Origin of the sequence: uncultured Chitinibacter sp. (assembly GCF_945957625.1) — a bacterium.
GTDB classification, from domain to species: Bacteria; Pseudomonadota; Gammaproteobacteria; order Burkholderiales; family Chitinibacteraceae; genus Chitinibacter; species Chitinibacter tainanensis.
Genome location: NZ_CAMFLP010000012.1, coordinates 73,183 through 87,750 on the forward strand (window position 1 = coordinate 73,183; position 14,568 = coordinate 87,750).

14 protein-coding genes are annotated in these 14,568 nt (G+C 58.4%); 10 read left to right on the forward strand and 4 right to left on the reverse strand.

Annotated elements, in window-relative coordinates:
• Positions 1–2: 2 nt before the first annotated feature.
• From fliN to QV747_RS13395, 4 genes are all read right to left on the reverse strand, one after another.
• Positions 3–443 carry a flagellar motor switch protein FliN gene (gene fliN, locus QV747_RS13380; RefSeq protein WP_273431631.1) on the reverse strand — a complete coding sequence of 147 codons (441 nt, stop codon included), beginning with the start codon at positions 441–443 and terminating at the stop codon, positions 3–5.
• Positions 436–1,452 carry a flagellar motor switch protein FliM gene (gene fliM, locus QV747_RS13385; RefSeq protein WP_028449580.1) on the reverse strand — a complete coding sequence of 339 codons (1,017 nt, stop codon included), beginning with the start codon at positions 1,450–1,452 and terminating at the stop codon, positions 436–438. The genes fliN and fliM overlap by 8 nt, the downstream gene beginning before the upstream one ends.
• Positions 1,453–1,497: 45 nt before the next feature.
• Positions 1,498–2,070, reverse strand: coding sequence for a flagellar basal body-associated FliL family protein (locus QV747_RS13390; RefSeq protein ID WP_051258836.1), 573 nt, complete (start codon positions 2,068–2,070; stop codon positions 1,498–1,500).
• 152 nt (positions 2,071–2,222) lie between these two features.
• Positions 2,223–3,455 carry a flagellar hook-length control protein FliK gene (locus QV747_RS13395; RefSeq protein WP_273431633.1) on the reverse strand — a complete coding sequence of 411 codons (1,233 nt, stop codon included), beginning with the start codon at positions 3,453–3,455 and terminating at the stop codon, positions 2,223–2,225.
• A gap of 86 nt (positions 3,456–3,541) precedes the next feature.
• Here QV747_RS13395 and flhB point away from each other — a divergent pair, with 86 nt between their 5' ends.
• From flhB to QV747_RS13445, 10 genes are all read left to right on the forward strand, one after another.
• Entirely contained in the window at positions 3,542–4,693 is a 1,152-nt protein-coding gene (gene flhB / locus QV747_RS13400; protein ID WP_047390845.1) for a flagellar biosynthesis protein FlhB, read from the forward strand.
• 49 nt (positions 4,694–4,742) lie between these two features.
• Positions 4,743–6,827: a flagellar biosynthesis protein FlhA gene (gene flhA / locus QV747_RS13405; protein ID WP_273431635.1), complete on the forward strand. Its 2,085-nt coding sequence runs from the start codon at positions 4,743–4,745 to the stop codon at positions 6,825–6,827.
• A 115-nt stretch (positions 6,828–6,942) separates the two neighbouring features.
• Positions 6,943–8,562: a flagellar biosynthesis protein FlhF gene (gene flhF, locus QV747_RS13410; RefSeq protein WP_273431636.1), complete on the forward strand. Its 1,620-nt coding sequence runs from the start codon at positions 6,943–6,945 to the stop codon at positions 8,560–8,562.
• Entirely contained in the window at positions 8,555–9,445 is an 891-nt protein-coding gene (locus QV747_RS13415; RefSeq protein ID WP_028449585.1) for an AAA family ATPase, read from the forward strand. Before flhF ends, QV747_RS13415 begins: the two co-directional genes overlap by 8 nt.
• Entirely contained in the window at positions 9,438–10,541 is a 1,104-nt protein-coding gene (locus QV747_RS13420; RefSeq protein ID WP_273431637.1) for an ABC transporter permease, read from the forward strand. Before QV747_RS13415 ends, QV747_RS13420 begins: the two co-directional genes overlap by 8 nt.
• Before the next feature lie 2 nt (positions 10,542–10,543).
• The gene (locus tag QV747_RS13425; protein ID WP_273431639.1) at positions 10,544–11,314 is read left to right on the forward strand and encodes an ABC transporter ATP-binding protein; all 771 of its coding nucleotides are present in this window, start codon (positions 10,544–10,546) and stop codon (positions 11,312–11,314) included.
• Complete coding sequence (locus tag QV747_RS13430; protein WP_273431642.1) at positions 11,311–12,357, forward strand: MlaD family protein; 1,047 nt, start codon at positions 11,311–11,313, stop codon at positions 12,355–12,357. The genes QV747_RS13425 and QV747_RS13430 overlap by 4 nt, the downstream gene beginning before the upstream one ends.
• Positions 12,354–12,929: an ABC-type transport auxiliary lipoprotein family protein gene (locus tag QV747_RS13435; RefSeq protein ID WP_273431645.1), complete on the forward strand. Its 576-nt coding sequence runs from the start codon at positions 12,354–12,356 to the stop codon at positions 12,927–12,929. Before QV747_RS13430 ends, QV747_RS13435 begins: the two co-directional genes overlap by 4 nt.
• Before the next feature lie 38 nt (positions 12,930–12,967).
• Positions 12,968–13,708 carry an RNA polymerase sigma factor FliA gene (locus tag QV747_RS13440; RefSeq protein WP_028449589.1) on the forward strand — a complete coding sequence of 247 codons (741 nt, stop codon included), beginning with the start codon at positions 12,968–12,970 and terminating at the stop codon, positions 13,706–13,708.
• Positions 13,709–14,452: a flagellar motor protein gene (locus QV747_RS13445; RefSeq protein WP_028449590.1), complete on the forward strand. Its 744-nt coding sequence runs from the start codon at positions 13,709–13,711 to the stop codon at positions 14,450–14,452.
• Positions 14,453–14,568 lie beyond the last annotated feature (116 nt).

Here is a 14,568-nt window from a genome sequence, read left to right on the forward strand (position 1 = left end):
GTTTATTTATGCAGGCGGCGAATCCGCTCGGCTGGAGTAATGATATCGGTGAGGCGGATACCGAATTTTTCATTCACCACCACCACCTCGCCCTGGGCAATCAGACAGCCATTCACCAACACATCCATCGGCTCACCCGCCAAGCCATCAAGCTCAACCACCGAGCCCTGTGCCAGCTGCAATAGATTGCGGATCGCGATTTTAGTGCGGCCCAGCTCAACCGTCAGCGCCACCGGAATATCGAGAATCATATCGATATTATTCGGAGCCCCGGCCGGAACGGCGTTAGCGTCAAACGATTGGAAAATATTAGCCGGCTGGGCATCGCTGCCGCCTCCGGTGGCGCCGCTGCTATCGGCAACTTCTTGCTCTGCCAGCGCTGCCGCCCAGTCATCCATGATGTCTTCTGGATTTTCTTCTGCTGGATTGTTTTCGTCAGCCATGGCCTTCCTCGTGCGATTCGTCTTCCTGCCCGCTCAGTGATTCGGCTGTACTCATCAGCTTTTGCACTTTCAGGGCGTATTGCTTGTGAAGAATACCATAGGTGCACTCCAGCACGGGCACACTGTCCACGGTGGCGGTAATGATTTCGGGGATATCCAACGGAATCACATCGCCGGTTTTTAAACTCAGGATGTCGCCGAGGGTGATTTTGGTTTCCCCCAGCGTGGCCACCAGATCGACCTCAGCATGCTGCACCTGCTTGCGCATCAGATTGGTCCAGCGATTGTCAGCCTCGATCCGGTCGGCCTGCATACTGCTGTAGAGCAAATCGCGAATCGGCTCCAACATCGAATACGGGAAGCAAACGTGGAAGTCACCACCGCCCGCACCCAGCTCGATCTTGAAGGTATATGCCACCACCACCTCAGTGGGGGTCGCAATATTGGCAAACTGGGTATTCATCTCCGAGCGCACATAGGCAAACTCGCACTCGAACACCGGCTGCCAGGCCTTCTGGAATTCTTCAAACACCACATCCAACAGTCGCTGAATAATGCGCTGCTCAGTTGGCGTAAAATCACGCCCTTCTACCCGCACATGGTAGCGACCATCCGAGCCGAACAGATTGTCGACCACCAGAAACACGAAATCAGGATCAAAAATAAACAGACCCGTGCCGCGCAGCGGCTTCATGTGGATCATGTTCAGATTGGTGGGCACCACCAGATTGCGGATAAATTCGCTGTATTTCTGTACCCGCACTGGGCCGACGCTAATCTCGGCATTGCGGCGCATGAAATTAAACAAGGCAATGCGCAAATTACGGGCAAAACGCTCGTTGATAATCTCGAGCGTCGGCATCCGGCCACGAACGATCCGTTCCTGCCGGCCAATGTCGTAGTCACGGACCGCATGCGGGTCGATTTCCTCTTCGACCTCGTCCTGCTCGCCCGTTACCCCCCGCAGCAGCGCGTCGACTTCTTCCTGGGAAAGAATATCGTCAGCCATGTTTTCGCTCTATCTGCCTTTGCTTAACTACTTATCGAGCTCTTATCAATTTTCTTGATAAAAGAACTGCGTGAAGTTCACGCTCAACACCCCTTCATCCTTGGCTTCCGCCTCCAGAATGACGTTTAGTTGCTCGCGAATTTCGCGGGCGAGGTCTTCCTGCCCCTTCGCGGTTTTGATTTCTTCCAAGTTTTTCGAGCGCAGCAAACGGCCCACGGCATCGAGCACCTTGGGCTGGAAATCTTTCAGGCGCTGCTTGTCGGCCTCTTCGGCCAGCTCAACCATGATTTGCACTTGCAGTACGGCGCCCGTATCACCCGCCAGATTGACGGTAAAGGGCTGATCTTGCAGCTTGTCAAATACAGGAGCGTGATGACCTTCTTTTTCCTTCTCTTTTTTCTTTTTCTCTTTTTCTTTCTTTTCTGCCTCAGCGGCCGCATTGGCTTCGGCCACCGCTTCATCGGCATGCCCTTCGGCCGGGGTGCGCAGGATGAAGAAGGCCAGCAATCCACCCACGACCAGAATCAACACCAACAGGGCGATCACGATAATCAGCAGGATGTTTTTCTTGGGCTTTGGCGCGGCATCCGCAGGCGCTGCTGCTTTGGCGTCAGACATAGATTACTGCCTCATGAAGCAAAAGGATGAAACTGGTCGTTTGGTCGAATGCAAAAATACCCCAGCGATGCTGAGGCATTTTCGACCACTACTGCAAAAGATACTATAAAACAAGCGCTAAGCAAGCATTTTTCAGGTAACACATTGCAAAACTAGACAAATAGACTCACTCGCGTACTACCGCCAGGTACCCGCACATCGCTTAAATTAATCACCCGATCAAGTACTTGAGTGCCATTCGCGGCGTCCAACTGACCATAAGGCAGCGCAGGCTGTCCGGATGACTGCCGTTGCTGGCTTTGCTGCTGGGCAAAAGCGTTTTGCTGTTGCTGCTGTAAAGATTCCGATGCCACCTGCACATTATTGAGCACAATCCCCTGATCGGCGAGCAGCGCCGTCAGCTTCGGTGTGGCCGCCGCCAAAGCCTCACGCACGGCGGCTTGCTGCGAAGTAAACACCACGCTCGCCTGCTCGCCCCCCAGATTCAGCTGCACTTCCATCGGCCCCAGATTAGGCGGATTAAGCTGCATTTGAATCTGCTGTTCTTGCTTGCCCAGCATCAGACTCACCCGCTGCGCCACCGCATCGCCCCAGCGCGGATCATTCACCGGCGTAGCCACATAATGGCTAGGCACTGGCGTAGCGGTGTTATGGCTCGCCGCTTGTAGATGCTGCGGATTGGCATTCACCGGCGCGGGCGCGGCCTGCAGCGCGGTTTGTAATTGCTGGCTAAACTCGCCCAAACCGGCTTGCTCCCCTTTTGCCGCAGCCCCGTTTAGCGGCAATCCATTGCCCGCCTCAACGGCAATCTTTGCCGCTGCATCACCTTGCTGCGGGCGTTGATTTTGGCCATTGAGTAAGCCATTGACTGCCGCATTCAGGCTAGGTTCCTCAGTCTGCGCGGCTTCAGGGTTGGCGGGCAAACCATTTGCGCCCAGCAGATTCAAAGCGCCGGCTTCGCCAGCCAAATCGTTTGCAGCCTCAGTTTGAGTCGCCGGATTGAGCTGTGGTAGGTTTTTATTCAGCGCTTGCAAATTGGCCGCGGCCAGCAAGGCGGCTACATTCGGATCTACCACCGTATTAGCTGCTGCAACCGCTTGCTCAGCCGGGCTTGACTCATTGGCGGCGACTTGGTTGGCGGCTTTATCCGCCGGCTTGGCCGCCTGGTTTTCTGCCGGTTTTGGCTCGGCTTTAGTTGCGGCCTCGGCCGCTGGCTTTTCACGGCTTTCGCTGGCTTGCGGCTCGCGCTGCTTGCCCAGCTCATTACGTAATTGCGCGCCAAATTCCACCGCGCCGGCTTTGCCGTTATCGCGTGTGGTTTTGCCACCGGTATTGCTCGGTGTAGCGGTGAGCGCTGAAATGGTGTTTGAGGTATTTGCCGCCATGATCGGACACCACAAAAAAGAGTCAGCCCCCTTCAAGCAAAGTTGATGCCAAGCTCGAAATCAGCCCCCAGTGATACACTTCCGGCATGGCAGAAGATTCAGATCTCGAACGCACCGAACCGGCGTCCCAGCGGCGGCTGGATGAAGCCCGCAAAAAGGGCCAGGTGCCGCGCTCGCACGAACTCACCACCTTTGCCACCTTGCTGGTGGGCTTGGTGGCGATCATCTTTACCGGGCCGGATCTTTATGCGGCCATGAAAGAAATCATGGTCACCGCGCTGAGTTTTCAGCGCCAGCAGCTGATTAGCACCGCGGCGATGGGAGAAATGCTGTTTGCCCTGGGCAAAATCGCCATCATCGCCTTGCTACCGATTTTTGGCGCAGTGGTACTGGTCACCATTCTGACCCCCATGCTGATCGGGGGCTGGCTATTTAGCGGCGAGGCGCTCACGCCCAATTTTGGCCGCCTCAACCCGATGAGCGGAATTGGCAGGATGTTTTCGCCGCGCACCATCGTCGAAACCATCAAAACCATCCTTAAATCCGCGCTGATCGGTGGCGTTGCCGCGTGGTTGATGTGGCAAGAGCGCGCCGATTTTATCCAGCTCTTGGTCATGCCCGCCGACTCGGGCTTTGGCATGCTCTGGCAGATGACCCGCCACACGCTTCTGCTGGTGATCGCGGCCATGGCCGTGATTGTGTTGATTGATGTGCCTTATCAGCTGTGGGATTACTACAAAGGCCTGCGCATGACCAAAGAAGAAGTGCGGCAGGAACACAAAGAAGCCGAAGGTGATCCACACGTGAAAGCGCGGATTCGCCAGTTGCAGCGTGAAGCCGCGCGCAAACGGATGATGGCCGAGATTCCGAAAGCCAATGTGGTGGTCACCAACCCCACCCACTATGCCGTGGCCATCCGCTACGACAGCAAAATGCGTGCGCCCATCGTGGTGGCCAAAGGCGCTTTTCTGCTCGCTGAACGCATTATCGAAATTGCCAAAGACAATAAAGTGGCCGTATTGCGTACGCCACCTTTTGCACGCGCGCTGTATCATCATGCCGACTTGGGCGAAGAAATTCCCAGCGCGCTGTATACTGCCACCGCAGAGGTGCTGGCCTACATTTACCAGCTGGATCTCTACCGGCGCGAGGGCGGCTTTGAGCCGGTACTGAATACCGACTTGCCCGTACCACCCGAGCTAGACCCCGAAAACGAAAACCAGGGTATATCGCCCTAAGCTATATTCAATAAGGCGCAGCAAGCCATACAGGTAGCCCGTATTAGAAATGCAGTCCATTAACCTGACTCGTTTGGCCGCACCCGCGCTGGTGCTCATGGTGCTCGGCATGATGATTCTGCCGCTGCCGCCGCTGCTGCTCGATTTCTTTTTCACCTTCAATATTGCGCTGTCGGTCATTGTGCTGATGGTGAGCATGTACACGCACAAGCCGCTGGAATTCTCCAGCTTTCCCACCGTGCTGCTGGTCACCACGCTGCTACGGCTATCGCTGAATGTGGCCTCAACCAAGCTGGTGCTCACCGAGGGCCACGCTGGCGGCGACGCGGCCGGTAAAGTCATCGAAGCCTTTGGCCATGTGCTGATTGGCGATAATGTCGCAGTCGGGATCGTGGCTTTTATTATTCTGACCATCATTAACTTTGTGGTGATCACTAAAGGCGCTGGCCGGATCGCCGAAGTGTCGGCCCGCTTTACGCTGGATGCGATGCCCGGCAAGCAGATGGCGATCGACGCCGATCTGAATGCCGGCCTGATTGGCGAAGAAGAAGCCCGCCGCCGCCGTACCGAGATTTCCGATGAAGCGAATTTCTTCGGCTCAATGGATGGTGCGAGTAAATTCGTCCGCGGCGATGCGATCGCCGGCATTTTGGTGATGGTGATCAATCTGGTGGGAGGGATGCTGGTGGGCATGCTGCAACACGATCTGCCTTTTGCTGAAGCCGCCCGTACCTACACCATGCTGACCATTGGTGATGGCTTGGTGGCGCAAGTGCCTGCACTGGTGATTTCCGTCGCCGCCGGTATCGTGGTGTCACGGGTGGGCACCGAGCAAGATCTGTCGCAACAGATGCTCAACCAGCTGTTTGCCCGCTCGCAGGTACTGTATGTCACGGCGGGTGTGCTGGCGGTATTGGGCATTATTCCTGGCATGCCCCATTTCGCCTTTCTGCTGATGGCCGTCCTGGCCGGTAGCCTCGCCTGGTGGGCCGACCAGCAAAAACAGAAAGACCTCCTCGCGGCCAGTGGCGGCGGCGCGGGTGGCGCGCCTGCGCCTGGCGCTGCCCCCACCTCACCGGCCGAAGCGCCGCTACAGGAAGTCAGCTGGGCCGATGTGCAAGCCGTTGACCCGGTTGGGCTGGAAGTAGGCTACCGGCTTATTCCGCTGGTGGATCGCAATCAGGATGGCGAATTGCTGCGCCGTATTCGCGGCATCCGCAAAAAAATTGCCCAAGAGCTGGGCTTTTTGGTGCCGGCCGTCCATATCCGCGACAACCTTGAGCTGCGCCCCAATCAATACCGCATTCAGCTCAAAGGCGTCGACGTAGGCTTGGGCGAAGCCTTTGTTGGCCAGTGGCTGGCCATCAATCCGGGTAATGCCGCCGGCAATTTGCCCGGCACCGCCACCACCGATCCAACCTTTGGCCTACCCGCCATCTGGGTAGATAGCAGTTATCGCGATCAGGCCCAAGCCATGGGCTACACCGTGGTCGATGCCTCCACCGTGGTTGGCACGCATATCTCGAATATTCTGCAATCACACGCCGCCGAGCTACTGGGACGCGAAGAAGTGCAAGCCCTACTCGATCATTTCAGCAAAGAATCGCCCAAGCTGGTGGAAGAGCTGGTACCCAAAGTGGTGGCAATTGGTACGTTGCAAAAAGTGCTGCAAAACCTGCTGGAAGATGGGCTGCATATCCGCGATATGCGCACCATTCTGGAAACACTGGGCGAGTCGGTCGCCCGCACCCAAGATCTGGACGAGCTTACCTCAATGGTTCGGGTGGCGCTGGGCCGCGCCATCGTGCATCAGCTATTCCCGGGTGAAAACGAGCTGCAGGTGGTGGCGCTGGAGCCGCAGCTAGAAAATATCCTGCTCTCGGCTGCCAGCGGCCGCTCGCCAGGGGGGCTGGAGCCGGGCCTGGCCGAGCGCCTACTGCAACAAGCGGCGCAGCTCTCCGAGCAGCTGGAAATGCAGGGCATTAACCCGGTGATCATCACGCCGGCCCAGTTGCGGCCGATGCTGTCACGCTTTTTAAAGCGCTCAATCCCGAATTTACGGGTGATCGCGCACACCGAAATCCCCGAATCGAAGACCTTGCGCATCATTGGCGTGCTGGGTGCCAATGGCTAAGCGCCGGCTAAGACGCTGTTTTACTGCTGAATTCTTGCAACATTCAGCAGTAAAACTGACGCAGCCACCGCAGATCAATTGTGCAGTTGCGCGGCAACAGCGATAATCTGCCGCTATGGTCGTCAAAAAATTCTTCGGTGCCACCACCCGCGAAGCCCTACGCCAAGTTCGTGATGAACTGGGCCCGGACGCGCTTATCCTGTCCAACCGGCAAGTGGCCGGCGGTGGGATCGAAATCATGGCCGTCGCCGATGCCGATGTCGCCGCGCTCACCAATGTGCAAACGGTCAGCGCGCCGCCTAAGCCCAGCCCGCGTGCGGCGCAAAATGGCGCCCGCCTGATGAGTAGCGCGCAAACCGAAGCGCCACGCCCGGGCATTGCCAAAGCGCTGGCACGCTCGTATGCCATTCCTGACGACGAAACGCCGGAAGAACTGGACGACAGCCCGTACGAGCCGCCCTCGGTACTGCGCAGCAATCGCCAACCGCGCCTTGACCCGGTCGAGTCGCGGCCAGAACCACATCTCAGCCCCCGCAGCGAGGCCCAACTGAGCTCGCGCACTGAGCCAGCGGCGCGGCAGGAAGTGCCCTTTACCGAATTTGCCAGCCAGCGCAGTGAACGCGTGGTGCCACCGCCGCCAGAACGCCCTGCCGGCACCACAGCGCGCCCAGCCCCACCGCCACGGCGCCCGGCGGCCGAGCCAAGCAAACCGCTACCCGTATTTAGTTTTGAAGACGAACCGGCTGCGCCCCAAAATAACATCGACCAAGAAGCCATGCAGGATATCGCGCGCGAAATCCGCATGTTGCGTGGCCTACTGGAAAGCCAGATGGCCGGCATGGCCTGGGGCGAGCTGAGCAAGCATGCGCCGGAAAAACTCGAAATTCTGCGCCTCTTACTCGGCGCGGGCTTTTGTGCCGCTCTCTCGCGGCAATTGATCGACAAAATGCCGGCCGGCATGAGCCTGGATACCGGCATCAAATGGGTGAAAGCCGCGCTGGCGCATAATCTGCCAGCCACCGGGCCAAACGACGATCTGGTTGCGCGCGGCGGGGTGTATGCCCTGATTGGCCCGACCGGTGTGGGCAAAACCACCACGGTCGCCAAACTGGCCGCACGCGCGGCGCTCACCTACGGGCCGCAAGCCGTGGCCCTGCTCACCACCGATAGCTACCGGATCGGCGCGCATGATCAGCTGCGCATTTATGGCCGGATTCTGGGCGTGCCAGTACATGAGGTAAAAGACGAAACCGATCTGCAACTGACCTTGGGCGAGCTTTCCGAGCGCCACTTGGTGCTGATTGATACAGTCGGGATGGGCCAGCGCGACCAGCGCATTGGCGAGCAATTGGCCATGCTGGGGCACGACAATGTCGGCACCATCTTGCTCTTGGCGGCCAATGCCCATGCTGGCACGCTGGATGATGTTGCGCGGCGCTATCGCAACCATCATTTGCTGGGCTGCATTCTGACCAAGCTCGATGAAACCGTGGCGCTGGGTGGCAGCCTGGATGTGGCGATTCGCCATCGCCTGCCGCTGCAGTTTGTGACCAATGGCCAGCGTGTACCGGAAGATCTGCACCGCGCCAATCTCAGCTACCTGCTCGACCGGGCTTTTAAAACCCAGCAGGACAATAGCGTGTTTCAGCTGCAACGGGATGAATACCCGCTCTTTATGAGCACGCAAGATACCCCCACCGATTTCACCCTGAATCTGGGAGCGGGCCGTGCCTAAACGCTGGCAAGATCAGGCCGCCGGGCTCCGGCAACTGGTCAACCCGGTGAGCTGCCGTAGCATCAGCCTGTGTGGCGGCCGCGGCGATGCCGGTACCACCACGCTGGTCATCCATCTGGCCGCCGCACTGGCCGAGCGCCAGCGTGAAGTGATGATTCTGGATGAATTTAGCGGCGCACAAAACGTGGCCAATCGCCTGCACCTGCAGCAGGGTTTTACTCTTGAACATGTCTTGCGCCGTGAAGCCACACTGGCCGATTGCCTGATCGATACGCCGCTGAATGCCCAGCTTTTACCGCTGGCCAGCCGCCCGCACAGCATGAGCCAGCTCAACGAAGCCGAGCAAAGCTGGCTGGCGGCCGAGTTTGAAGCGCTGACCGAGCATGTGGATTATCTGCTGCTCGATACCCGCCCGGCCGGGGGCAGCGGTATCCCTAGTCTGAGCCTGGCGGCCGACGATGTGGTGATTGTGCTCTCGGATCGCGCCGAATCTCTCACCGACGCCTATGCCGCCATCAAACAGCTGGCGCTCGATTATGCGCGGCGCGATTTTCGGGTGCTGGTGAATCGGGTGGATAACCTCACCGAAGCCATGGCGCTGTTTGAGCGCTTGCGCAGCGTATGCCAGCAGTTTCTGGGCAGCCTGCAGCTCAAACTGATCGGCTTTGTGCCGGAAGACGCCAAACTGAACCGCGCCATGCGTTTAGGCCGTAGCGTGCTGGAGGCCTATCCCGATACCGAGGCTAGTATTGCCCTGCGGCAATTGGCAGATGTGATCTTGCGCTGGATACCCCCCACTACCATCAATGCCAGCCCGGGGCATTTTGTGCACCGGCTGGTGGAATCATCGCGCTTGCTCAGCGAAAGGCTGCAACATGGCTAAGCCCAGCGCAGCCGCCACGACTATTGCCGAGTCATTGCAGCTGCGCGCCGGGGGCTATGCCATCAGCGGCGAACTCACTTTACACAGCACCAGCCAGCTCTGGCCTGCCTGCCGCGCGATCGATTGGCAAGGACAAACCCTCGATTTAGCCGCCGTCACTCGCGTGGATGGCGCCGGCGCGGCCTTGCTGTTTGAATTAAGCCAAGCGGGCGCCCAACTGCAACATCTCTCGGCCGATGGCCAGCGCCTCTTGCAGGCGCTCAACCCCAGTCAGCCATTACACATCCCCGCCCCAACCGGTGAACTACCACTGATCAGCCGCCTTGGCCGTGCCATTAGCCTCTGGCTCAATGATTTGGCCGAGCAAATCAGTTTTATTGGCGAAGCGGCTGCCGCTTTCGCCCTCACTTTGCGCCGCCCGCAGCTATTGCGCAGGGCCGAGCTGTGGCGCCAGTGCGAGCAGGTGGGTGCCAATGCCCTGCCCATCATCAGCCTGATTGCGTTTTTGCTCGGGATTATTCTGGCGTTTCAATCAGCGATACCGATGCGGCAATTCGGGGCGGAAGTCTTTGTGGCTAATTTGCTCGGCTTGTCCGTGCTGCGCGAATTGGGGCCGCTAATGACCGCGATTGTGCTCGCCGGGCGCACTGGCGCGGCGTTTGCCGCCGAAATCGGCACCATGAAGGTCAATGAAGAAATCAACGCTTTGGTCACCTTTGGCTACCGGCCCATGAATTTTCTGGTACTGCCACGACTGCTGGCCGGCGCCCTGATGCTACCGTTGCTGGCAATTTGGGCCTCGGTGATTGCCCTCTTGGGGGGGGCCATCGTCTTGCAAGGGTTTGGAATTCCCTTGGCCACCTTCTGGACGCAGCTCAGCGGCCAAGTGGCGCCGCTGGATATCCTTACCGGGCTGATCAAAGCCGTGGCCTTTGGGCTGGTAGTGGCCTCGGTGGGTTGCTTGCGCGGGCTGAGCACCGGCAATGGCGCCAGCGCCGTCGGCGCCTCGACCACCCGCGCAGTGGTGCAGATTCTGGTCTTGCTGGTGGTGACCGACGGCCTCTTTGCGGTGGTGTTCTACCACCTGGGATGGTAAGCATGCAGCCAGCGATTCAGGTGCGCGGATTAAGTTGTGGCTGGGGCGAGCGCCTGATTTTGCGCGAGCTGGATTTTGATATTCAAGTCGGCGAAGTGGTGACCATTCTGGGCGGCTCGGGCTGCGGCAAATCCACCCTGCTTAAACACCTGATCGGCCTCTACCCTCCGCTGGCCGGCAGCATACTCATCCAGGGTAATGAGCTGGTGGGCGCAGATAATCAGGCTCGCGAGCAGATACTGCGCATGATTGGCGTCATGTATCAATCCGGCGCGCTGTTTGGTTCGCTATCGATTTTGGATAATATCAAGCTCCCACTCGGCAGTTTCAGCCCGCTGGATCCAGCCGCCATCGATACCTTGGCGCGCCTGAAACTGCGGCTGGTGGGGCTGGAAGAATTTGCCGATTTTTACCCGGCGGAGCTTTCGGGCGGGATGCAAAAACGCGCGGCCATCGCCCGGGCGATGGCGCTGGACCCGCAGATTTTATTTCTGGATGAGCCCTCCGCTGGCCTTGACCCGGTCACGTCAGCCGAGCTGGATCAGCTGATCCGCCGGCTGGCCGAAACGCAAGGCGTGACCATCGTGGTAGTCACCCACGAGCTGGCCAGCATTGCGGCGATTGCCGATCGGGCCATCATGCTGGATAAATCCATCCAAGGTATTCTGGCCATCGACACCCCGGCTGCGCTGGCGGCAGCTAGCGATCCACGGGTGGCCCACTTTTTCCACGCTGCGCGCCCCGCCCGCGCCGGCACAGCGAGTGTGTTATGAAGCAACCGTCTTACTTTCGCTTAGGATTATTCATCATTTTCGCCATTTTGCTGGGCGCAGCCCTGCTGATTGGCGTGGGCAGCGGCCGCTGGTGGCAACCGCGCAGCACACTGGAAACCTACTTCAATGAATCGGTAAAAGGCCTCGATATTGGCTCGAAAGTGCGTTACCGCGGGGTGGCGATTGGCGAGGTCACCGCCATTACTTTTACCTACAGCCGTTATCAAGGCGAGCTGCCCGCGGCCCAGCGCCAGCAATATGTCCTGGTGGAAGCCCAGCTTGATCATGCCATTCTGGGCGAACCGGCGGCGGGCGAGAGCGCACAAGCGCAGTTAAATCGCGAAATCAGCAAAGGCTTGCGGGTTAAACTTTCACCGCAGGGCCTTACCGGCACCAGCTATCTGGAAATCGATTACGAAAACCCGCGTGATAATCCGCCCCTACCCATTCAGTGGAAACCCGAAAATCTGTATATCCCCTCGGCCAATAGCACGGTGAATCAGCTGGTGAGCAGTGCCCAAGATCTGATGGCCAAAATGCAGCGACTGGATCTGAATGAATCCATCGGGCTCTTTAACCAGACCTTACGCACCCTCAACACCAAACTCGATCAGCTCGATACCGCTAATCTCAGCCGGCAAAGCACCCAGCTCTTGCGCACCGTCAATGGCCTGCCCCTGGCGCAAATTGCCAGTGAAAGCTCTGCCCTGATTCAGGAAGTGCGCACCAGCAATCAGCAGTTGGGCACGATGCTGGCGGATCCGTCTTTGCAACAGGCCGCGCGACATCTGGCCAGTGCCGCCCAATCGGCAGATCGCCTGCTATCGGGGCCGGAGCTAAGCCAAACCGTGGCGCGGCTTGATTCCATTACCGCTAGGCTAGATCGCCTAAGCGGCCAGCGCGAAGGTGATGTGCAGCAAATCATCGATAATCTCAATGCCACCAGTAGCAATCTGAAAGCCCTGAGCGAACAGGCCAAACAACGCCCCAGCTCGCTACTGTTTGATCAATATCCACCGCGTTACACGCCGCCTAAGCCATGAAAAAACTGCTTTGTTTGTTGCTGCTGTGCTGCACCGCCTGCAGCTCTACCCCACCAGCGCGGCAGGATTTTCTGCTGCAAGCCAGTCGCACGGGCAGCGCCCAAAGCGTCCGTTTTGGCGCGCTGCAAGTGCAAGAGCTGCGCGCGGCGCCGCCTTTTCGCGATAGCGCACTGGTTTATCGCGAAACAGCGCAGCGCTTTGTGGCCGACCCCTACCATGGTTTTCTTGCCCCACCGCCAGTACAACTGAGCCAAAATCTGCGCCAATGGCTGCGCAGCAGCGGTTTATTTGCCCAAGTACTGCCCAGCGCCGGCAGCGCTGCCAGCAGCTGGCTGTTGGAGGGTGAATTACTCGCGCTGTATATCGATGTGAGCGATCCGGCCCAGCCCGCTGCGGTGCTGGAGCTGCAATTGCAGCTGCATCGCGGCACGCAAAGCTTTAGCTACCCGCTGGCGATCCGTGAAGCACTGGCCAGCGCCGAGCCTGAGGCCGCCGCCGCCGGTCTGCAGCGGGCGCTGAGCCGCGCACTGACGCAATTAGAGCAACAACTGACTTCGTCAAAAGCGGATTAGTCAGCTACACTAAAAGCCGATTTGAATTCACCCGTCTTATGTCAGCTCACCGCGCCCTCTCCCTTTATCGCAGCACCCAAAGCAGCAGCGAAGAAGATCGCGTGCAGCAGCACGCGCCCTTGGTGCGCAAAATTGCCTATCACATGATGAGCAAGCTGCCGGCTAGCGTGGAAGTAGATGATTTGATTCAAGTTGGCCTGATGGGGCTGATGGAAGCGGCGCGCAATTTTGATCCGGAAGCCGGCGTGCTGTTTGAAACCTTTGCCAGCCAGCGCATTCGGGGCGCCATGCTCGATGAGCTGCGCAACGCCGACTGGCTCCCGCGGCAAGCGCGCAAAAACATGCGCGAGATCGAAAAAGCGATTGTCGCGCTGGAACAACAGCAAGGCCGCGCGCCCACCGAGGGCGAAGTGGCACGCCAGCTGGGCATTGAGCTGGCCGATTATCAAGCCATGCTGGGCGAAGCCCGTGGCCATCAGCTGGTGCATTACGAAGATTTCGAAGAAGATGGCGATAATGATCAGCTCGATCAGTATGCTGCCGATCACAAAGCCAACCCCATCGATATTCTGAGCGACGGCCGTTTTCGCGGTCAGTTGATCGAAGCCATTGGCCTTTTGCCCGAGCGCGAAAAACTGCTGATGGCGCTGTATTACGACGAAGAGCTGAATCTGAAAGAAATCGGCGCCGTACTGGGCGTTTCCGAATCAAGGGTGTGCCAACTGCATGCGCAAGCGGTGGCCCGTTTGCGCAGCAAACTCAAAGACTGGCTGAGTTAAATGGATAAAATCAGTGTATTTGGCATCATCCTCGGCCTGACGGCCATTGTGCTTGGCCACTGGCTGGAAGGCGGGCACATTGGCTCGCTGGTGCAATTTACCGCCTTTCTGATCGTGATCGGTGGCACCACCGGGGCGGTGATGCTGCAAACCGAAATGCGCCATTTCGTCGCCGGCATCAAAATGCTGCGCTGGATTTTTATCCCCCCGAATATGGATTTTCGCAAAATCCTCGCCACCCTGATGAATTGGGGCCAGCAGGCTCGCCGGGGTGGTTTGCTCGCGCTAGAAGCCTACGTCAATAGCGAAAAAGATCCGTTTGTGAAACGCGGCCTCACCATGGTGGTGGATGGCGCCGAGCCCGATACCGTGCGCCGCGCGCTGGAGCTGGATATCGATGCCTACGAAGACCAAGCCCGCGCCGCGATCAAAATCTGGGAGTCTGCCGGCGGCTACAGCCCCACCTTCGGGATTTTGGGCGCGGTATTGGGGCTGATTCATGTGATGGAAAACCTCACCGACCCATCCAAACTGGGCGCCGGGATTGCCGTGGCTTTTGTGGCCACCATCTACGGCGTGGGTGCGGCCAACTTATTGCTGCTACCGATCGCCAATAAGCTCAAGCATTATGTGATGCTGGAAGTGCGCCGACGTGAAATGGTGGCCGAGGGGCTGGTAACCATCGCCAATGGCGAAAATCCGCGCCTGCTCGAAAACAAGCTGGCAGGTTTCCTGCACCACTAATACCCGGGCAGGTATTGATCTAAAAGCATTATCTATCAAGACTTTTAGCGCAATACCCCAACCGATCCTCCCCATCCCCACTGCCTCGCGGCAAAGCGGCCTGCCAGCCGCTATAG